The organism is Thalassospira profundimaris, from assembly GCF_003326795.1.
Lineage (GTDB): Bacteria > Pseudomonadota > Alphaproteobacteria > Rhodospirillales > Thalassospiraceae > Thalassospira > Thalassospira profundimaris_C.
Genome location: NZ_JPWI01000008.1, coordinates 20,202 through 40,188, shown reverse-complemented (window position 1 = coordinate 40,188; position 19,987 = coordinate 20,202). Strand labels below are relative to the sequence as shown.

The window sequence follows — 19,987 nt, the reverse complement described above, 5'->3', positions numbered from 1 at the left end:
GCTTACAGGCCTGCGAATGAATGTCCTTGGGCGTAAAATTCACGCAGAATACGGGCGACGTCCGGCACCAGGTTTTCATGTTCTTTGGAAAGCCAGATATAGGCACCGCTCTGTTTCAGGACGACCTTGTTCATCCCGGCGAGTGTATCCCTGTATTCGCGAAGGTTCAGATCATCGATCAGAAAGGCATCAATACGACCCTTTTTGAACATCTCGACCATCAATTCGTAGCTCGGCACAGTGATCGTGTTTTCATGGCCTTGCGACAAACTATCTGACCATTCTGTGCCGCGACGTATCCCGAGAGTAGCCTGAGAGATATCTTCAATCGCTGACACCTTGAAATCACGGGTGACAAGAATGGCCTCACCGATGATCAGGGGAACCGGCACCATAACCATGTCTGCTGTCTTGTATGGCTCGAACCCTTCTATCCGAAGTAATTCACCATCCACTTCACCATCAAGCAGCATTTGTGCCGATCTGGCAGCCGGATTGTAACTGACAATGAAACAGGGACTCTGCAGGGCAAAAAGATGTTCAAGCTCTTCGCCGACTTTCAAGCCAAGATAGTCGTTTGGTGAAGATAAAGACAGACAGTTACGCGCCTGTGCTGACGACATAAAGGTCAAGCATACTAACGAGGCCAGAAAAACCCGGGCAACGGACGATAACGGCAACGACGCAACTCCGGTCTCAACCTTTTCAATCACTTTGGATCAGGCACTTAGCAGATCAGCTCCGTATCAGGCAAGGAATTCAGTTGTTCTGGTTGTCGGTGTTCACATGCCCTTGGTGCCGACGGCACATATATGATTGTCTGTATGGCAGAACCGGGAAGGTAAAGCCATTGTAATTGCGCCGGATACCTGTCGGAATCAATTATGTTCTGACACGGTCACGAAGGATGCTGGCGCATCAATCCCATCTGCCTGCGCAGACGGTAGCAATTCAAATGATAGCAACAAGGCCACGATAAAAATAATAGCCACCATGCAGGATCGTGCGATCCCGGTCGACGTGCGTTTCGCCATTCTTACCCCCAAGCCAGCATCACGACAGGTTCATTTATCGAACCTTGTTCATGTACTGTTTCTCGCCTGTTTTCCGGTCTTCATTTACTGAGTACCGGACCTGTTCGTATTCTTTTTTGGTCTTGTCGGCGGAATGTTACCGCCAACCGGATTCAACTATAGATAAAAACGAAACAAACATGCAAGAAATCTAAATCACCACCGTGGATTTAAAATATCCAGTCAGGACATCGCGCACATCACATGGCTTCGTACCGTCGCAGCCTAGGGATTTACGATCCGAAGATAATTCGCAGTTGCCATGTCAAACCGGGGCATCAAATAGGCAAATTCTGCTTTCAGCCAGCTATAAACAAAGAACTCGTCAACAGGGACAGCCTTAAACCCGTCGGGAACACCCCCAGAGATTTCCAGCGAATAGGCGTCAAGCAACATGGCATCAATCCGCCCTTCTTGAAGCATCTGCTTTAGCATATCTGCCCCTTTGGGGACTTTGACAACATTCGGATAGTTCGCAATAAGCTTCTCTGGCCAGGTCGCGCCCAACGGCACGCCAAGAACCTCGTTGTTCAGATCCTGGATGCCAGCTATCGGGCCGTTGCTTACGACCAGAAAACCTTTAAGCCTGCCAAGAACGACCTCACCATGCACCATCGGCACGTCAAACTGTTCGTGAAGATCATCCCGCGCGGCAAACACACCATCAATTTCCCCGGAACGGATCTCGGAAAATGCCCTTATTTGTGGCAATGCGACGGGACGAACACACAGACCGGCCTCTTCCATCACCCGACGATACAGTTCCAGTTTCTGGTCATCGACGTGAATTTCCGGCAATGCAATACGCAGACAAACCTGATCAGCCTGAACCGGTGACATAGAAGCCAGTGACAAAACCAGCCCGAGCAAAGTGTATGCTGCAAAAACACAGTTTCGTTCGAAACCGCGTTTGTGATTTGGCGTCACCTTGTTTGTCGCAGGGCGTCCGCTTTCCCGGCTATGGCGGCCCAAACAAATCGTCACGATTTCAGCGACACCTTTTACATTCTATCAAGCGATTCTGATTTGCTGTTCGTCAGGATAGGACGGCTGCGGTCATTTGGCTATATCTAGAAATACGACATCATGATGTCTTTTCGCGCTTGACCAAATCCATTGCCCCACGCACCATCGCGTCGCGGTGACCTGCCGCAACTTCGGGGCCTGCGCCACCACCATGACACGTCCCCGGTCTTTCAAAATGTCGCGCCACATCCCTGACGGATGAAGGTGCCCCAACGCCGGACGTCGACCAAATGAAATTCGGGGATATTGCCCGTTACCTGTTCCTTGCCATCGTGTGGGGATTTTCATTCCTTGTTGTTATCAAAATCGTTGAAGCCTTTGGCTGGGTGGGCGCTGTCACGTTCCGCGCTTTGATCGCCGCCGGATCGCTTTATCTGTTGGCCCGCCTGTTTCGTCGGAAGCTGGATTTCGCGGCTGGCTGGCGTCCGTTTGCCATTGTCGGGGCAACCACGGTTGCCGGACAATTGATCGGGCTGTCTTATGCGGCCCCGCGGATCGGAACCGCCATGGCGGCGATCTTTGTTGCCGCCATTCCACTGTTTTCCATGATCATCAGCCAGCTTTGGGGCCTTGAACGCGCCACCCGTCAAAGCTTTGCCGGTCTTGTTCTGGGTATTGGCGGCATAGTGCTTCTGGTTGGTTTTCCAGCTGTTCCGGTTACGACCGAATTTGCACTGGGATGTGTGGCATCCGTCCTAGCTGCATTCTGCGCCGCCTTTGGCAGCAACTATGCCAGCCGTCACTTGCGCGAAACGGGCAATTGGGAAACCACCATCGGCGCATTTCTGACTGGCGGATTGATGACCTTGCCACTGATCCTTGCCGTACCGCTTGAACGCACACCGGTCGCAGAAGACTACATGTATCTGATCATCGCGGCCGTACTGATGAGTGTTTGCACCTATATCGTCTATTTCCGACTGGTCGCATCCATTGGCCCGACACGGGCTATCAGTGTGGAGTTTCTGGTGACGGTGATCGCGGTATTTGTTGGTGCCACCGTACTTGATGAAAAGCTTTCCGCCATGCAGTTCGCAGGCGGGGTCACGATCATGGTTGGCTGCGCACTGGTCTTGAATCTTGTGCCCGCCTGGATGCGCCCGCGCGCCCAAATGCCCGATATCCCGTGACAAGATCACGCCGAAGAACAAAAGAAAAAGGCGACCGCATGCTGGTCGCCTTTTTTGTGATTAGAGGACTTCCTTGACCTTGGTCGCAAGATCCTTGAGCGAGAAAGGTTTGGGCAGGAAATGCACACCGTTTTCCTCGTCAAGCTCGTCGCGATAGGTATCTTCGGCATAGCCCGAGATGAAGATAACTTTGAGTTCCGGTTTTTTCTCGCGCAGCATGCGGATCAGGCTGGGGCCGTCAATGCCGGGCATGACGACATCGGAAATCACAAGATCAATGGTCTTGTCGGTCTTGTTGAGGACCTCAAGCGCGTTTTCACCATTATTGGCTTCGAGCACGTCATAGCCCTTGCTGCGCAAGGCACGCGCGCCAAAGGTCCGCACTGCATCCTCATCCTCGACCAGAAGGATCGCACCGGTCCCGGTCAGATCGCGTGACGGGGCTTCTTCGGTTACGGCCTGGGTTTCGGCCAGTTCCTGTTCGGTCGCCTCATAGCGCGGAAGATAGATGGTAAAGGTCGTGCCTTTGCCTTCCTCGCTATTGACCGCAATAAAGCCGCCAGTCTGTTTGACGATGCCATAAACCGTCGAAAGACCAAGACCGGTCCCCTCGCCACGCTGCTTGGTCGAGAAGAAGGGCTCGAAAATGCGGGTCAGATTGTCTTTGGGAATGCCGATGCCGGTGTCGGTCACCTTGATGCCGATATAATCGCCGGGCGGAATGACTTCGGTGCCGGTTGCAGTCGGTTCATCGACGATCTCGCTGCTGGTCTGAACCGTCAGCGTTCCGCCCTCACCCGCCATGGCATCGCGCGCATTGACGACAAGGTTAATGATCACCTGATCAAGCTGGCCCGGATCGACCTTGACCAGACCAATGTCACGGCCATGGGTGACTTTAAGATCAATCTTCTCGCCAATCAGACGACGCAGCAGGTTCGACATTTCTGCAAGCGCATCAGTGATATTGATGATTTTCGGCTGCAGGGTCTGACGACGGGAAAACGCCAAAAGCTGCCGGACAAGATTGGCAGCACGATTGGCATTCTGTTTGATCTGCATGATGTCGGCAAAGCTCGGATCACCCGGCCCATGGCGCGATAGCAGCAGATCACAGAACCCGATCATCGCGGTCAGAAGATTGTTGAAGTCATGGGCCACCCCACCGGCAAGCTGACCGACAGCCTGCATTTTCTGGGACTGGGCGAACTGTTCTTCCAGGTTCTTCTGTTCGGTCGTATCCAGGAAGTTCAGAAGCAACGCCCCGGCTTCGCCTGAGCGGCCCGCCACACGTTGCAGATAAATCTGCGCGGCCACCCCTCGGGCACCTGCAAGGCGGGCTTCGATCTGACCGCCCTTACCCATGCCCATCACGGCCTTGGACAAATAGCGGGCCACTTCATCACGATCCTCGGGCAGGATCAGCTCAAGGATCGAGCGCCCCACGACATTGGAATGCTTCTGACCGGCGGTTTGCATAAATGCACGGTTGGCATCGGTCACCGTGCCCGACATATCAGCCAGAACGATCGAAAGCGGGCTTTCATCAAAGAACCAGCGCACCCGGCGCTCGGTCTCGGCAAGGGCGTGTTCCCATTCATGGGCGGGCATCGGATCAGGGAAGATCACGGCCTGACTGCGGACCGGACCTGTGCCCGGTGCATTGATCGAATGGGTCACAAAGCAGCGAATGGGTTCACCGCCAGACACCTTGAATTTGACTTCACCGTTGATCCCGTCGCCAACAATCAGGTCAGCCAGTTCGACCGTACCGTCATTGAACTCTTCGGGTTCCCCGCCAAGCCAGCTTGCCAGACGACGGTTGAGATAAAGAATGCGGCCTTCTTCATCCAGCCCGCATACCCCCACCGGAAGCCGTTCAATCATCTGATCGGCATGCTCAAACCCGCCCGCGGCCTGGGCAACCGGCAAGCTCGACACCATTTCAGGCGCAATCGGTGCAGACAGGGCAAAGCTGGGCTGGCTTTCGGTCGATGGCAGCAACAGCGAAGCACCGCTTTCCGACATGACAGAGCCATCAACACCATCAACCGTCCAAAGCATCTGACCGGCACGGGCATTTGCCTCGGTCACGGAAATGCGCAGGCAGACAACTGCTCCCGCTTCCGCATTTTTGGCTGCATCAACCGTGTTATCGACGTCAGTATTTTCTGCTTCGCCGCCGTCAGGCGCGGCGGCATCTTCGGAAGTTGCGTTATCGGCTTCGAACTTTTCAGAACGCGACAGATCAACAAACATCTGACCGCTCTCACCACGCATTGCACGTGTGCGCAGTTCGGCCAGATCGTCACTCCCGATCCCCAGAAACGACAGGCGCGCTTCAAGCGCGGACAACATGTCCGATCCGGGTTCGATACCAAGTTTGCGTGAGAAGGCAGGGTTGGCATAAAGGGTGCGGCCATAGGCATCAATCAGCGCAATGCCGATGTCGGATTTGCCAAAACCGGAAATCAGCGGTCCGAGCTCGGAATGACCGCCATTGCGCCAGCGCGCAGACAGGGCCAGCGCCGCCACCGAAATAATGGCAACGCCCGTGACCATCGCACCGATGATCCACATTAAACGCGCATCAAGGCCTGCCTTTGCCAGAACATCCATCAGGACAAAGACAAACACAACAAATGCGACACTTACAGCAAGGATGAGCCCCCGAAACAGCACGCGACCGCCTTTAACGACAATAACTTATCAAAATAGTCTATACTTTTAGCTGGTTATCACGCGACTGGCTACCGGCAAGTTTTGCCGACACCTTTATCCCGCGCCGTCACTGTTTCGACCAACCACACAAAACACCGCTGATCAAACAGCAAAAAGGCAGAACCATTTCCGGTCCTGCCTTCTCATCAGATTGTCGGGCGATCACGACGATGCAAGCCCGTTGCGATGCTTTGTCTTTTAACGCGCCAAGCGTTTAACCTGTGCTTCGTCAAGTTTTGTTCCATCAAACTCGACACTAACATTGCCGTCGCTGACATTGCGGACAACCGCCCGCATGGAACCAGAAATGCCCGGAAGTTCGAGATCGATCTTGCTGCCCTTGCCAAAGTTTTCATTCGACACCAGCAATGCCCCCTTTTCCGAGACGTTTTCAAGTTTGGCCCGTCCGGATTTGCCGCCATAGCGATAGGAAATCTCGACAACAGACGGATGACGCTTGGAAGTCCGGCGATCAACATCGGATGTCGAGGTACGAACAACCTCCACCAGAACAACGCGCAGATCACGGACGGCGTCTGCCACATTCTGTGCAAGCGTTCCGACCTCAGCGGCCATACGACCAGTTTCGGAAGCCTCGGTTGAAACTTCGCTGATCCGCATCGAGACTTCGCGCGAAGCTGATGCTGTTTCACTGACGTTGCGCGCGATTTCGGCCGTTGCAGCACTCTGTTCTTCAACAGCAGCAGCAATCGCGGTCGAAACTTCGTCCATCTCGTGAATTTTCTCGGCAATCATTGCCATAGCCTTGACCGCAGAGTCCGTTACCGCCTGAATTTCAGAAATCTGGCGGGCGATTTCATCAGTCGAACGACTGGTCTGGGTCGCAAGGTTTTTGACCTCCTGCGCGACCACGGCAAAACCTTTGCCAGCGTCACCGGCACGGGCAGCTTCAATCGTCGCATTCAGGGCCAGAAGATTGGTTTGTTCAGCAATACCGGAAATCAGCTCAACCACTTCGCCAATGCCGCGGACACTGTCGGCAAGCTGTGAAACCGTGGTTTCGGTCGAACGGCTTGCTTCAACAGCATCTTCGCTGACACGGTTGGCCCGTGCAATCTGACCGTTGATTTCACCAAGCGAAGAATTGAGTTCTTCACCCGCGCCGGCGACGGCTTCGACGGTTGCCAGTGCCTGCGAAGATGCTGCCGCGACGGTTTCGGAATTCCCCTGAACCAGATCAGCCGAGCTCGACATACGCTGGGCAGCATTTGCAAGCTCATTGGTCTGCCCGGAAATCATTTCAACAACACGGCGGGTTTCACTTTCAACCCGTTCAGCCATCTGCATCAATGATTGCTGTCGCTGTTTTTCAGCCTCTTTGCGATCAGCTTCCTGCTGCTCGCGCATTTTAAGGTTACTCAGACCTGTCTCGCGGAAGACATGCATCACCCGAACCAGATCCCCGATTTCATCCTTGCGATCCGATTTATTGAGCGACAGATCATAATTACCATCGGCCAGTTGACCGAGCATATTGACACTTTGGGCGACCGGGCTGGAAATACGGCGATGCATGACCCACGCAATCAGCGCACAGATCAGGATCGAGGCAACGGTAACAGATGTTGTCAGCCAGAAAATCGACTGTACATTTTTTTCGAGGCCGACCAACTTCTCAACCAGTTCCGCTTCGACAGAACTCGCGTAGGTATCTGTATTGTCGACCGCAACTTCCAGTGCCGCAGACAGCTTCTCGGCGGCATCGTCAAAGCTGCTCATCATCTTGTTGCCGACTTCCGGGCCACCATCGATGTAACCCTGCGCCATTTTCTTGCCAGCTTCATAATAAGCAGGGAAGGCAGCCTCGACGATATCAAGCGAACTCAACAGTTCTGTCTGACCAAGCTTTTTGGCCAGATTTTTCGCGACAATAAGGTTCTCGGCAAGCCCCTTTGCCGCGACTTCTGCCTCGTCAAAACCGTCATTAAGGCCATCAAGCCCGCGAGTTGCGGAAATGTCGCTGAGCCATTGCTGAACCTGAATGACGTTATAGCGTGCGCCTTCGATACTTTTGATCAGATCAGGGATATCCGTGCTGGCAACAACACCGATCCTTACCGCCTCCGATGTTGCCTGACGGCCGTCTGAATTAACAGCACCGATACCAATAGCTACGATGATCAACATAACAACGATGATCGCATTAGACAGGAAAATCTGCCCGGATATCCTTAAATTCATCAGATTAATCTCACCATCTCTGACCGTCGCACGAACTCACACGAACGAGAACGCATTACATTCGTATAGTATGATAACCACCAAAAGGGAACTGCAATATTCAGATTATCGCGACCTACCAAATCTGCCTTGATCCAGATCGCTACAATTCAGAATTTTTACAGTTTCTATGACGGGGAAACATGACAGGAAACTGAACAGGTGCTGTTCGCCCTAACCCAGCTTCTTGCCTTTTTGGCGGAAGACGAAGGAGATGATTTCTGCAACGGCCTTATAATGTTCTGGCGGGATTTCCTGATCGACTTCCACGGTTGCGAACAGGGCACGGGCAACCGGCGGGTTTTCCATGATCGTGATTTTGTGTTCTTCGGCGACTTCACGGATTTTAAGCGCGATATTATCCTGCCCCTTGGCAACACAAACCGGGGCTGCCATCGCACCAACATCATATTGCAAGGCCACCGCATAGTGCGTCGGGTTGGTGATGACAACGTCGGCTTTTGGCACGTTCGACATCATGCGTTGTTGGGCGCGTTGCATCCTGATCTGACGGACCTTGGCCTTGATTTCCGGGCTACCTTCGGTCTGCTTATATTCGTCCTTGATTTCCTGCTTGGACATTTTCATCTGTTTGTTGAACTCGTACCTTTGATAGGCAAAGTCGAGCCCGGCAATCACCGCCGTCAGTGAAATTGTCGCGATCAGCAAGATCACAATCATGTCGTAAAGCCGTTCAAGAGTCAGGCCAAGCGACATCTGGGGATAGAGTTCGATATCAAGCAGTTCGGGCATGATCACGACGGTCAGAACCACCCCTACCAGCACAATCTTGCTGACGTTTTTGACAAACTCGACAAGGGTTTTTAGCGAAAACTGGTTCTTGAGCCCGTTGAGCGGATTGAGTTTGTCGGGTTTCGGCTCGATCCGTTCAGCGGCAACAACAATACCGTTTTGCATGATATGCCCGGCAGCGGCAAAAAACACCAAAAGCACAAACGGAATGCCCAATACCCAAAGCATGCCCAGAATGACATCCTTGAACAGCAAGGGTATCCCGGCATTCGATACATCAAGCATATGGGGATGTTCGATAAAACCGACAGCAAGGTCACGCACGCCCTGGGCCATGGTCGGCCCCATCATCAGGATGACCAGACCACCACCAAACAACAGCATGAAGTTACCGACTTCCTTGGAAACCGGCACCTGACCCTTTTTTCGGGCATCCTCAAGCTTTTTACTTGTGGGGTCTTCTGTCTTTTGGCTGTCGTCTTCTTCTGCCATGCATAAACTCATGCTGGGCGGATACCGGAACCTTGCCCGGCCAATCCGCCTTACGGATTGAGAAACGCCTCAAGCCCGTTCTCGAAATATCCAAGATATGCCATCATCATGGATGGCAGGGCCAAGGTCAACAAAAGCAAGGCCAGCGCAATCTGAATTGGCATCGCAACAAAGAAGACGGGCAATTGCGGCATCAGTTTATTGAGCAAGCCCAGGGCAATCTGCAAAACGATGGCAACGATCAGGAAAGGTGCCGACATCTGCATCGCAATCACAAAACTGTCGTTCAATGCCCTTGAAAAGAATTCGCTCATATCGCCTACCGGAAGGACTCCACCCGGTGGGAACAGGGAATAGCTTTCAAAAACCGCCTGAATCATCAAATGATCCATCCCGGTTGCAAACAGTAACACCAAACCAATCTGCATCAAAAGGTTGCCCGTCACCGCACTTTGCGCCCCTGAAAGCGGATCAGCAGTAAAGGCGTTCGCCATTGAGGACAGATAGGCAATAATCGACCCGGCTGTCTGAATACCTGCCATCATGACCTGTGCGAACAGTCCGAAAAACAGCCCGACCGTCACTTCATATCCGATCACAAGCAAAAGCGATGGTGCATCGGCCGGCTGTGGCGGGAATAACGGCCCGGCAAGCGGTGAAATCACCACGGCAACCCAGAACGCAAAAACAAGACGTGCTCGTGCAGGAACCGAACGCGCGCCAATGCCGGGCATATAGGCAAACGCCGCCCCCACCCTGGCGAATGTCATCAGGACGACATAGACATTAAGCGTAAGAAGCTCCTGAAGATCCATCTTGTCTTTGACCGCCTTGCATCAGAAGCGTTCCGGACGCGCTCTGGGCCAGCATCCCCGTTTCGTCGCTAATTGGGTAACCCGATGAAATGATCGACCATCCGCCCCATAAACTCGGTCATCTCCGTGATCATCCACGGCAGCAACACCAGAAGGGCAATGAAAATCACCAGGATTTTCGGAACAAAGGTCAGTGTCATTTCCTGAATCTGGGTCAGGGCCTGAAACAGCGCAATAATCAGACCGACACCAAGCGCAATTAGCATCAACGGCGTGGTCACCTTCAGCAGTGTCCACACCGCGTCATAGGCCACATCCATGATTTCAGCTTGATCCATCGGTCTTCCCGCCTCGCCTTCATACGCAGTACATTGAAGTACCACTGTTATTCATACAGGATTTGGCGACATGATTGCCATGATTTCCTGTATCCCCGACTGCCCAAAACAAAAAACCGCACGATTGACGTGCGGTTCTGTCACAGGATGTCGATCACATAAAAGATCAGACCGGCATGTTCAAAATGCTCTGATAGGCTTCAAAAGCCTTGTCACGAACCGAGACCACAGTACGCAGGGTTACCTCGGCTGCCGAAACCGCCGTGACAACTTCATGGAGTTCCGCGTCACCGGTGATGGCCTTCTGGGTCATTTGTTCACTGTTGGCCATGGTCGCGCGCGCATCATGAGCAGCACCACGAACCATGTCGGCAAAACTTTCCCCCGGATTCACCTTCGTACCGGTGCCGGTTACGGTTTCCGCAACGGTATTGGTCTTGCCCGAGGCCGCATTGCGGTAGGCAGAAATGGCATCGTTGAAGCTGGCGACCATGGGTCTTGTTCCTTAAGCGTCTTAACTGTCTTTGGATATCGACTGCCTATTGCAGAATATCAAGGGTCTTGAGCAACATGCTGCGCGAAGACTGGATCACATTGAGGTTGGCCTCGTAGGAACGCTGTGCTTCACGCATATCCATCATCTCAACAAGCGTTTCAACATTCGGGGTCTGAACATAGCCCTGATCGTTGGCCGCCGGATGGCTTGGTTCGTACTTCATACCAAAATCGGAACGGTCTGGCATTACCTTATTGACCTTGACCATTTCCACACCGACCTCACGATCCATGACGTTCTTGAAGGTCAGAAGCTTGCGTCGATACGGGTCCTGACCCGGTGCGGTCGGAAGACTGTCGGCGTTGGCCACGTTTTCCGCAGCAATACGAAGACGGGTTCCCTGTGCGCGCATGCCGGCAGCCGAGATTTTAAAAGCCTTGTAAAGTTCCATGGTTCTAACTCTCCAGCTTCGGATTACACGCGACCAAGGGCCGAAATGAACATTGATTTCTGTTTGGCATACAGCCGGGTCATGGTCTGATAATCGACCTGGTTTTCGTTCATCTTGACCATCTGTTCTTCAAGGATGACGGCGTTTTTGCCCGGCGCGACTTCATAGTTCTTGCGCACTTCCTCGTCCTTGAAGTTCTGGGGTTTTTGAAGCCCCTGACTATGGCCCGGCGTGGTTGCCTCCATCGCAAGGATGAACTGGCGGTCACGACCAATATTCTTCGGGTCGAATTTCTTGAGATCGCTGGCGCGGTAGTTTGGCGTATCGGAGTTGGCAATATTCTGCGCAATGACTTCCTGGCGCTGTGTCAGCCAGTCCATCTTTTCTTTCATGTTGGCGAACATGCCAAGTTTGCCGATATCCATTTCCTGCTCCTTGTCTGCGCTTTCCGAGTATTGATTGCGCGGGTAAAGCCGACGTTAACGCCATCGCCCTGATCGGGACCGGATCCCCCGGACGGATGATTTTGCCGCCTCGATTGACCTTGCAAACTGAAATGCATGAAGCGTGCCAAAGACCAAAAGATCTTTGAAATTGACGGCATTTCACCCAATTAACGGCGGGCACTAGACCCCGCGTTTGAAAGCGGGCATATTGTGTCCGATCTGGTAAATTTTGTTTGCCATCTATCGAAACCGGGACACTGTATGCTCTATCTCACACGAAAAGTTGGCGACTCCGTTGTCATTGATGACAATATCGAAGTCACCGTCGTTGAGGTCCGTGGCAAGACCGTCAAGCTTGGCTTTACCTTCCCCGAAGATGTTCAGGTTCTTCGACGCGAACTCTATGACCGTATTCAGGAAGAAAACCGTTCGGCGGCCGTTAGCGAAGACATCATTCGCCATCTCGGCGGGGTGAACAGTCCGGCCAAGGACACCAACGAAAAAGAAGCAGACACCGACGAGAATGTCGGCAACAGCTGATTGATCCGGGCAAGGCCGGAATGACCGGCGCCTGTAATATATCTTTTGCCTGGCAACAGGCACCGTCATCTTCCGGGCAGGTAGCCAGGATATTGACCCCCGATCCGGCTCTCTCCCGCTTTTTTCTCTTCGAGAATTTCCTCGCCTGTCCGATGCTGGTTCGACAACGATTTGTTGACCATCTCTGATCTATGGTCGAGGCTTGATGAAGAGATCAGGCAACAGCGTCCTGAATTGAAGGGTCGTATGAGCGGGAAAAAAACCACCTATGACATCACCGACGAACCGGCAGGCAGGACAGGCAATCTTGCGGCACCGGGCGAAGATGGCCAGAAAGCCGTCGCACTTCGGTATGCACATGGACGTGACAATGCCCCCATATTAAGTGCCAAGGGCGAAGGCAGCGTTGCGGAACAGATATTGCAAGTCGCTTTTGCCAACGGGATCAAGGTCCGCAAGGACAGTGATCTTGCTGAAATTCTGATGGCAGTCGATGTCGATAGCGAAATCCCGCTGGAGGCCTTTGCGGCTGTTGCCGAAATTCTGAACTACATCTATCGGATCAACCGCATTTACGGTGGTTCGTCACGCAGCAAGACCGAACCACAAGACACGGTCAAGGCGACGACATCATTTGATCGAAATTTTGATCGCAACGGGGAAGGCCAGTCATGAGCCCTGAACAATTCAAGCCCGATCAGTTCAAGAAGGATCTAAAACGCGTTCTGTCCCTGATCCGGACCGGACAGAGATATCTGGACGATGGCAAGGTTGTCGAGTTATCGGCCCTTGAACACCGGATTGCCGATCTGTGTGAACAGGCACGCGCCATGGATCCCGAACAGCGTAGCGACATTGCGCCGCTTTTGGCCGCTCTTGGTGACGAACTCGGACAGCTCGAAACCAACATGCAGAAAGAATATTCCGATATTCAGCGCCAGTTGCGCGGCATCAGTAACACCGCACAGGCAACAAATGCCTATGCGCAGGCTGCCCGCACCAAATAGGCCGTGACCGGCCAAATGGCTGATTTCAAACAAACTGCCATCGATGATCTGTTCGATGGCAACTTGCCTGTATGTCGGTGGCGCGGTAAACAGAAATACCGATGGCAAACACAGACAACAATCACATCGGTCATTCTGACCAGAGTTCGGGATTGTTCACGGGGAAAGCGACCTGATGGATTTAAGCGCCTATTACCGGTTTGTTGCCGCTCTGCTTTTTGTGCTGGGGATTATTGGCATCTTCGCACTGGTTGCACGGCGGATTATTCCCGGTGCGCGCAATATCAACCGACGGGGTTCGAAGCGTCGCCTGTCCGTGGTTGAAGTTGTTCCGGTCGACACAAAAAGACGACTTGTTCTTCTGCGTCGCGATGATACCGAACATCTTGTCATGCTTGGTCCGCAGGGCGATATGGTGATTGAACGCAATATCGGCACCCATTTTGTTGATCTGATCGACACATCAACCACCGACCTTGCCCCCGAGAAAGACAAAGCCGATACGTCATCAGATATACCCGAAGCAACCCCGACCGGTCCGCGCCCGACGACCAACGACAGGAACAACCCTGCATGAGCCGCACCGACCTAAAGACACCCACTGCCCCCAAGACACAACCGGGCAAAACAGGATGGCACGCGCCGCGCTGGTTGACCTTGTGTGCGACTTGGTCGCTGATCCCTTTGATCGCACTGATTGCCGGTGGCGACACGGTTCAGGCACAGACCTTTAATTTTGATCTTGGTGATGGCCCCGGTGTGACGTCATCGGGTCGCCTTATTCAGTTGATCGGTCTGATCACGGTTCTGAGCATTGCACCTGCCATCCTGATGATGGTGACGTCCTTTACCCGAATCATCGTGGTGCTCAGCCTGCTCAGGACCGCTCTTGGCATTCAGCAATCCCCCCCAAACCAGGTCCTGATCAGTCTGGCGATGTTTCTGACACTGTTTATCATGATGCCGACCTTGGAACGCGTCTGGGACGAGGGATTGCAGCCGATGATCAACGGCAATATTGACGAATTCGAAGGGTTCGAGCGATCCGTAAGACCGGTTCATGATTTCATGATGACGCAGGTGCGTGAACGTGACCTTCAGCTGTTTGTCAATCTGGCCGGCGTTGAAGTCACCACCCCCGAAACCATTCCGCTGCGCTCCCTGATCCCGGCTTTCATGATCAGCGAATTGCGCCGCGCGTTTGAAATCGGCTTCCTGCTGTTTATTCCGTTCCTGATCATCGACATGGTGGTCGCCAGTATCCTGATGTCGATGGGGATGATGATGCTGCCACCGGTCATCATTTCCCTGCCATTCAAGCTTATCTTCTTTGTAATGGTCGATGGCTGGTACCTGATTGCCGGATCGCTTGTCGAAAGTTTCGGGCGTTAGCCAGGGTAACTCAGCATCGACCACAATGATAAAAGCCGCCAAGCACAAGCTGGCGGCTTTTTTCGGGGTTTCACCCCTTTACTTCCCTAGACTCAGGCACTCTGGCAGTTGCCAGATCCCCCATACGCACATCGTGCGCAAGACCGTCAGGACCGTCGTCTGACGGTCTTGAATACATCTTGTTCAAGCGGTTTCAGACCAAAGCTGCCCCGGCGCGGACCAGGGTTGTCGGCCACGAATTTCTCCGCAATGTTACGTTCACGCTCTGTCATGCGGGCGTGGATTGCCCCCATCTCGCGCTGGGCCTGACTGCCTTCTGTCGGTGACGACATCCGCAGCCAGTAATAGGCAAGAATGTTATCCTGTTCGACGCCACTGCCAATCGCATAGAGACGCCCAAGGGCTGCCTGGCCATTCGCGGAACCCTTGCGGGCCGCACGTTCATACCAGGTGGCAGCGCGCGCCATATCAACCGGCACGCCAAGACCATGCTCATACATCACCCCGATCAGGTGATAACCACCCGGATGCCCAAGCTCGGCCAGATCCATCGCCAGATCAAGCGCACTGGAATAATCGGGTTCGCGATGGGGCACGCCGAAAATCAGGATTTGCGTCATCTGATATTTCGCAGATGCATCGCCCTGATCGCAGGCATTCATCAACATGGTCCAGCCGCGATTGAAAAGCTTCAAATCCGGCGAATGACAGAAATACATAGCAAGGTTTGCCTGCGCATAGGCATCGCCTTCGCTTGCGGCAAGCTCAAACCAGCTGATGCTTTCGGCAATATTGCGTTCCGCGCCAAGCCCGACACCCAGCGCATAGCCAAGTGCGGATGCGGCTTCGATGCTGCCGGCGCGTGCTGCGCGCATGTTGAATTCAAACGATTTTGCCGGATCACGGCGCACGCCGCGGCCTTCAAGATAAAGATAGGCAAGAACGCTGGCCGCAGACGGATCGTTAAGATCGCTGGCGCGTTCGAAATATTCGATTGCCTTTTCGTCATCCTGGGCAACGCCCCAGCCATTCAGATAGCAGACACCAAGATTATAAAGCGCTGCGACCGAACCGAACTCGATGGCTTCTTCAAACCAGTGAGCGGCGGTTTCGGCATTTTCCTGAACGCCCAATCCCTTGGCATACAGATAACCAAGATTATTGGCCGAAACCGGTTCGCCAGAGGATGCTTCTTCATGGAACCAGTAGGCCGCTTCACGGTACCACTGCTGCCCCTCGCCCAGATCTTCGGAAACACCGAGTCCCTTGCTACGCATATAGCCATAGCAAACGGCTGCAAATGCACGGCTCTGGCGGTGAATCTGGTCCAGAATACGACGGGTCGCAGACTCGTCGCGCGGCATTCCATCGCCTTGAAAATGTTTCTGGGCAAGCGAAAGCTGTGCAAAAATGTCCTTTTCGACATTCGCATCATCGTAATAGACCATTTTAAGTGCACGATCCATCACAGCACTACACTCGCTATCACACGTTCAAACCAGCAGAAAATGGGCGAAAACCTCGCATTTTGGCGAACATCACCCACGTTACACATTTATCGAACGTTAATTTATAGCACTAAGCTGTGACTTTTCCAACTGGTCGCGATAGGTCGCAAGGAAGCCCTGAAAGTTTTCAACCTCGTCGACCTTGTCGGCAAGGGTACGGTAATCAATCAAGCCTTGCGTCGGAGATGACGTAATCAGATTGAATGCCTCGGCGAACGGGCTTTGTGCCATGCCCTCGCCGTAACGGCGTTTGAGCATGTTAAGTGTTCTTTCCTGACCAGCCATTGCAAGATTGACCGCCCAGTTCAAAAGATAGCGGGCGCGCTCATTCGAAATTTCACCGGTCGGGCTTTTTTCATCATCGCCGACAAGACGCTGGAAGGTCTCAGCCGCCGACATATAGTCCCGCGTCTGGCGATAATAATCGACCCGCAAAAGCTCCGCATTCTTCGAAAAATCACCTTCAAGAGACGCAATTGCCTCAGCTCCCCGGTCGGTATCAAGCAAAGCCCGCGCCTTGAGGTGGCGGCGCTGGGTTGACAGCTCGTCGGACAGATCGGGGGTCTCCGTATTGTCAATGACGCGTATTGTTTCCTCGGGCTTGCTATCAAGCAGATAGACCAGACCAAGTCTGGCCCCGACACGGGCCTTTTCAACCCCCTGCAGTCGGAAATCGACCTGATGTTCAAGAAGGTCCTCGGCACGTTCAAACAACTCAACATCGACCATACGGTCGGCAAGCCTGCGGATCAATTCATCCCCCTTCTCGCCCGCCGGGGTCAGTTCGCGGAATTCGTCATAAAGCGCAACCGCCTTGATCGCCGAAATATTGTTGATGTCATCGCCGAGATAGAGGTTCTCGAACGTGGTATGCATCATGTCAGTCGCCTCGGTTGCGACCGGCTTGTTCGGGAAGAAAATCGCAACCTGTCGAAGCGTATTAAGCCCGTCGCGAAAATCCTTGTTCTCGATTTGCAACTCGCCAATGCGTTTGAGCAACGCCATCTCGAAACCGTCGCCACGCCAGGCAAAACGCAGTTGCTGGAGCTGTTCGATCGCATCTTCGATTGTCAGGCGTTCCAGACGCATAAGAAGCTCGGTACGATCAAAAATTGCATGCGCGCGCGCCTTGCGGTTATCTCCTTCGGCCACCTGATCCCAGGTGGCGACCGCCTGTTCGAGTTCACCGGCCTCTTCTTCAAAGAACCCTTTGAGATATTGCACATCCATGATCTTGGACTCGGAAAGTCCATCCGTCAGCAGCATCTTGTCGATCAGATCCATACCCGCTTCCGGGTTGCCAACAATCAGGGCCTGCTCGGTCGCAAGCGGCCCTAACCGCGACAGAAGCTCTGGCGGATAGAAATCAAGGATGTGGACACTTTCAAGCAGATCACGCGCACCTTCATTCGGGCGCCCCAGTGCAGCAAGGGTCACAGCCCGCCACAACTGCATTTCCGGAATGGCGCGTAACCGTTCGTCTTCAAGAAGACGCTCTGCTTCGGCGTAATCGCGATACAGAAACTTCACAGCAGCCCTAAGCGCACGGAATTGCAGTTTCTGGGCAATCAGCGGATCGTCGCCTTCCATTGTGGAAACAACAGCATTGGCCTCTGGCCCAAGGCCGTTGGCCAGATAATATTGCGCAAGTTCAAGGCGGGCCTTGTTGCGGTGTTCATCTCCGCTTTCGGCAATATTGCCGCGCAGCTCGCGAATGGCATCATTGAAATCATCAAGTCCGCCACGCCGCCAGGTATCAAGATCAAAGATCAGACCTTCACGGCCATCACCGGTGCTTGCCCGCACACCGGTTGCCGAGGCCAGCAGACGCGCACCTTCGGGTGAAATGTTCAGGCCATCGGCGGCAGTAACAATTACGGCCTGCCCGTCATCACGACCGGCCACCTGAACACTTTCATTCATCGGCGCAACAACAACCCCCTGCACGGACGGCAACACTTCGAATTCCGGATAATTCAGGGCGACCTCGATGCCATAACCCGATTGTGTTGTTGTCACAACGCGCAGGGTATCACCGACTTCGGGATCATCAATCGGGACAATCGGCCCGACATCTTCAATCGGAACAATCAGGCGTGCACGGGTCTGGTCATCAAGCTCAATCGACGGACCCAGTTTTTCAACCGGCTGCATGGTGCCTTGCTGCAATGTCACACGCCAGTCACCGACTTCGGTTCTGGTTGTGTAAAGGCCAACCCCGTCCGGAATGGTCATCCGCAAGACGGTGGCATAGGGACTGTCGATCTGTTCGATTACCCCGATGATCTGTGACGCTTCCTGACGCACGGTTTCAAGATCAAGATTTGCCCGAACATCAAAGGCCATCCACAGGAAACCGGCACGCGACCATACCGCTGCCCCGCCGGGCTGCCCAAACGGGAAGCCCAATGTGAGTTCTGTCGTAGTCTGTTCAACCGTAACCGGCATTTCACCGATGCTGGTACGTTCCTGCGGCACCCCGCCTGTGCTACCGCCATTGCCCTGCCCGGCGGCAGCTGCGCGTGCCAGTGCTTCGGGTGAATTCGGATCCAGCACCTCACCGGTTGAAGCAGCTGGCTGCGTGTTGGTTCCTGTCTGGCTATCCGGCTGCGCATTTTGCTGTGCCGGGGCGACCGGGGCATCCGGCGCGGCGACGGCAACCGCTTCGTCCCGGGGTTCTGCTGGCGACGCTGAACGTGACTGTGCGGTTTCACTTGCGGGTGCGCGCTGGGCGCCCATGATGTCAACGACAACCTTGTTGCCCGAGCGGAAATGACGCAGCTGGCGCGCCGGGCTGGTTTCAATCACAACATCAAGCGGATTTGTCGCGGCCTGGCGAATACGCACACCTTCGGGCAGGCGTCGTGACAGACCCGTGGCATCAATGCGCGCCGGAGACTGAAAGGCAACCGTCTGCAATCCCTGATCGCCTTCCAGGGCATAATCCGTACGCGTTGGCCAATCAAAAACCAGCCGATAGAACGTCGGGTGACGTCCGACACGAACATCAAGAAGATCTGCTGACGCATCTGCCAAAGCAGTCGCATCTTCGGTTGCCACCGTTTCAACCGGGCTGGTCGGTGCGGGCGTTATTTGCGGCTTTTGTTCCGGGGTCGGAACCGATGGTACTGCCGGTTCCGGTGCAGCTACCGGTGTCGGCGGTTGCTTGTCCAGAATATCAAGGACAACGTTGCTTCCGACATTAAAGGCGCGCACTTCGTAATCGTCGCTCAGAACAAAGGCGACGGTGCGACCATCCGGATCAAAGAACCCATCCGAAACATATTTGGAAATCGGGGTCAGCACCCCGCGCAAGGAAGCAACAAGCGGCTCGTCAAAACGCACAACAAGCTGGTCGCCGATGATCTCGGCGCTGTAATTGACCGGCTTGCTCCATTGCAGAACAATTCGTCCATAACCGCTATGCAGCCCGGAGCGGATGATAACTGGATCAACCGCCTGGGCCATTGCTGGGCGCATTCCGCCTAGGGGCAACAAAATTGCCGTGGTGGTCGCAAGAACAACCGCCAGCAGGACGCGCACGGCAAGTTTTGCCAT

General features: G+C 53.9%; 18 protein-coding genes. 6 read left to right on the top strand and 12 right to left on the bottom strand.

The window, feature by feature from the left end; translation table 11 throughout:
- Nucleotides 1-2: 2 nt before the first annotated feature.
- On the bottom strand, nucleotides 3-623 hold the full coding sequence (locus tag TH30_RS12905) for a substrate-binding periplasmic protein (RefSeq protein WP_114098511.1): 621 nt from the start codon (nucleotides 621-623) through the stop codon (nucleotides 3-5).
- A gap of 675 nt (nucleotides 624-1,298) precedes the next feature.
- Complete coding sequence (locus tag TH30_RS12900) at nucleotides 1,299-1,928, bottom strand: substrate-binding periplasmic protein (protein WP_147251989.1); 630 nt, start codon at nucleotides 1,926-1,928, stop codon at nucleotides 1,299-1,301.
- A 401-nt stretch (nucleotides 1,929-2,329) separates the two neighbouring features.
- Between TH30_RS12900 and TH30_RS12895 the strand changes: the two genes are divergently transcribed.
- Nucleotides 2,330-3,229, top strand: a complete 900-nt coding sequence (locus tag TH30_RS12895) for a DMT family transporter (RefSeq protein ID WP_114098509.1) — start codon at nucleotides 2,330-2,332, stop codon at nucleotides 3,227-3,229.
- Between the two features lie 60 nt (nucleotides 3,230-3,289).
- On the opposite strand, the gene TH30_RS12890 is transcribed toward TH30_RS12895, so the two are convergent.
- The 8 genes from TH30_RS12890 to flgB all read right to left on the bottom strand — a co-directional run bounded on the left by TH30_RS12890 (nucleotide 3,290) and on the right by flgB (nucleotide 11,961).
- A complete protein-coding gene (locus TH30_RS12890) occupies nucleotides 3,290-5,911 on the bottom strand; it encodes a hybrid sensor histidine kinase/response regulator (protein WP_114098508.1) in 2,622 nt (873 codons plus the stop codon).
- A 237-nt stretch (nucleotides 5,912-6,148) separates the two neighbouring features.
- A complete protein-coding gene (locus TH30_RS12885) occupies nucleotides 6,149-8,152 on the bottom strand; it encodes a methyl-accepting chemotaxis protein (protein WP_114098507.1) in 2,004 nt (667 codons plus the stop codon).
- A gap of 213 nt (nucleotides 8,153-8,365) precedes the next feature.
- Nucleotides 8,366-9,436, bottom strand: a complete 1,071-nt coding sequence (flhB, locus tag TH30_RS12880) for a flagellar biosynthesis protein FlhB (protein WP_114098506.1) — start codon at nucleotides 9,434-9,436, stop codon at nucleotides 8,366-8,368.
- 50 nt (nucleotides 9,437-9,486) lie between these two features.
- On the bottom strand, nucleotides 9,487-10,251 hold the full coding sequence (gene fliR, locus TH30_RS12875; RefSeq protein ID WP_114098505.1) for a flagellar biosynthetic protein FliR: 765 nt from the start codon (nucleotides 10,249-10,251) through the stop codon (nucleotides 9,487-9,489).
- A gap of 68 nt (nucleotides 10,252-10,319) precedes the next feature.
- Entirely contained in the window at nucleotides 10,320-10,589 is a 270-nt protein-coding gene (gene fliQ / locus TH30_RS12870) for a flagellar biosynthesis protein FliQ (RefSeq protein ID WP_068517466.1), read from the bottom strand.
- A 166-nt stretch (nucleotides 10,590-10,755) separates the two neighbouring features.
- Nucleotides 10,756-11,082: a flagellar hook-basal body complex protein FliE gene (gene fliE / locus TH30_RS12865; protein WP_114098504.1), complete on the bottom strand. Its 327-nt coding sequence runs from the start codon at nucleotides 11,080-11,082 to the stop codon at nucleotides 10,756-10,758.
- 46 nt (nucleotides 11,083-11,128) lie between these two features.
- A complete protein-coding gene (gene flgC, locus TH30_RS12860; RefSeq protein ID WP_044829525.1) occupies nucleotides 11,129-11,536 on the bottom strand; it encodes a flagellar basal body rod protein FlgC in 408 nt (135 codons plus the stop codon).
- Nucleotides 11,537-11,559: 23 nt separating this feature from the next.
- Nucleotides 11,560-11,961: a flagellar basal body rod protein FlgB gene (gene flgB / locus TH30_RS12855; RefSeq protein WP_114098503.1), complete on the bottom strand. Its 402-nt coding sequence runs from the start codon at nucleotides 11,959-11,961 to the stop codon at nucleotides 11,560-11,562.
- A gap of 282 nt (nucleotides 11,962-12,243) precedes the next feature.
- Between flgB and csrA the strand changes: the two genes are divergently transcribed.
- From csrA to fliP, 5 genes are all read left to right on the top strand, one after another.
- The gene (csrA, locus tag TH30_RS12850; RefSeq protein WP_114098502.1) at nucleotides 12,244-12,522 is read left to right on the top strand and encodes a carbon storage regulator CsrA; all 279 of its coding nucleotides are present in this window, start codon (nucleotides 12,244-12,246) and stop codon (nucleotides 12,520-12,522) included.
- 246 nt (nucleotides 12,523-12,768) lie between these two features.
- Nucleotides 12,769-13,197, top strand: a complete 429-nt coding sequence (locus tag TH30_RS12845) for an EscU/YscU/HrcU family type III secretion system export apparatus switch protein (protein ID WP_114098501.1) — start codon at nucleotides 12,769-12,771, stop codon at nucleotides 13,195-13,197.
- The gene (locus tag TH30_RS12840) at nucleotides 13,194-13,529 is read left to right on the top strand and encodes a hypothetical protein (protein ID WP_114098500.1); all 336 of its coding nucleotides are present in this window, start codon (nucleotides 13,194-13,196) and stop codon (nucleotides 13,527-13,529) included. The genes TH30_RS12845 and TH30_RS12840 overlap by 4 nt, the downstream gene beginning before the upstream one ends.
- A 175-nt stretch (nucleotides 13,530-13,704) precedes the next feature.
- On the top strand, nucleotides 13,705-14,106 hold the full coding sequence (locus tag TH30_RS12835; RefSeq protein WP_114098499.1) for a FliO/MopB family protein: 402 nt from the start codon (nucleotides 13,705-13,707) through the stop codon (nucleotides 14,104-14,106).
- Entirely contained in the window at nucleotides 14,103-14,921 is an 819-nt protein-coding gene (gene fliP, locus TH30_RS12830; RefSeq protein WP_181850272.1) for a flagellar type III secretion system pore protein FliP, read from the top strand. Before TH30_RS12835 ends, fliP begins: the two co-directional genes overlap by 4 nt.
- Nucleotides 14,922-15,067: 146 nt before the next feature.
- Here fliP and TH30_RS12825 read toward each other — a convergent pair whose 3' ends face one another.
- A complete protein-coding gene (locus TH30_RS12825; RefSeq protein WP_114098498.1) occupies nucleotides 15,068-16,387 on the bottom strand; it encodes an SEL1-like repeat protein in 1,320 nt (439 codons plus the stop codon).
- Nucleotides 16,388-16,486: 99 nt separating this feature from the next.
- On the bottom strand, nucleotides 16,487-19,987 hold the full coding sequence (locus TH30_RS12820) for a hypothetical protein (protein ID WP_114098497.1): 3,501 nt from the start codon (nucleotides 19,985-19,987) through the stop codon (nucleotides 16,487-16,489).

What these genes read in the sequence shown, in the direction of transcription:
- fliP (WP_181850272.1), top strand. Translation starts at nt 14,103, where the DNA reads ATGAGCCGCACCGACCTAAAGACACCCACTGCCCCCAAGACACAACCG.
- TH30_RS12835 (WP_114098499.1), top strand. Translation starts at nt 13,705, where the DNA reads ATGGATTTAAGCGCCTATTACCGGTTTGTTGCCGCTCTGCTTTTTGTG.
- fliQ (WP_068517466.1), bottom strand. Translation starts at nt 10,589, where the DNA reads ATGGATCAAGCTGAAATCATGGATGTGGCCTATGACGCGGTGTGGACA.
- TH30_RS12840 (WP_114098500.1), top strand. Translation starts at nt 13,194, where the DNA reads ATGAGCCCTGAACAATTCAAGCCCGATCAGTTCAAGAAGGATCTAAAA.
- fliR (WP_114098505.1), bottom strand. Translation starts at nt 10,251, where the DNA reads ATGGATCTTCAGGAGCTTCTTACGCTTAATGTCTATGTCGTCCTGATG.
- TH30_RS12895 (WP_114098509.1), top strand. Translation starts at nt 2,330, where the DNA reads ATGAAATTCGGGGATATTGCCCGTTACCTGTTCCTTGCCATCGTGTGG.
- csrA (WP_114098502.1), top strand. Translation starts at nt 12,244, where the DNA reads ATGCTCTATCTCACACGAAAAGTTGGCGACTCCGTTGTCATTGATGAC.
- TH30_RS12845 (WP_114098501.1), top strand. Translation starts at nt 12,769, where the DNA reads ATGAGCGGGAAAAAAACCACCTATGACATCACCGACGAACCGGCAGGC.
- TH30_RS12905 (WP_114098511.1), bottom strand. Translation starts at nt 623, where the DNA reads ATGTCGTCAGCACAGGCGCGTAACTGTCTGTCTTTATCTTCACCAAAC.
- flgB (WP_114098503.1), bottom strand. Translation starts at nt 11,961, where the DNA reads ATGGATATCGGCAAACTTGGCATGTTCGCCAACATGAAAGAAAAGATG.
- fliE (WP_114098504.1), bottom strand. Translation starts at nt 11,082, where the DNA reads ATGGTCGCCAGCTTCAACGATGCCATTTCTGCCTACCGCAATGCGGCC.
- TH30_RS12820 (WP_114098497.1), bottom strand. Translation starts at nt 19,987, where the DNA reads ATGGCAAAACTTGCCGTGCGCGTCCTGCTGGCGGTTGTTCTTGCGACC.
- TH30_RS12825 (WP_114098498.1), bottom strand. Translation starts at nt 16,387, where the DNA reads ATGGATCGTGCACTTAAAATGGTCTATTACGATGATGCGAATGTCGAA.
- flgC (WP_044829525.1), bottom strand. Translation starts at nt 11,536, where the DNA reads ATGGAACTTTACAAGGCTTTTAAAATCTCGGCTGCCGGCATGCGCGCA.
- flhB (WP_114098506.1), bottom strand. Translation starts at nt 9,436, where the DNA reads ATGGCAGAAGAAGACGACAGCCAAAAGACAGAAGACCCCACAAGTAAA.
- TH30_RS12885 (WP_114098507.1), bottom strand. Translation starts at nt 8,152, where the DNA reads ATGAATTTAAGGATATCCGGGCAGATTTTCCTGTCTAATGCGATCATC.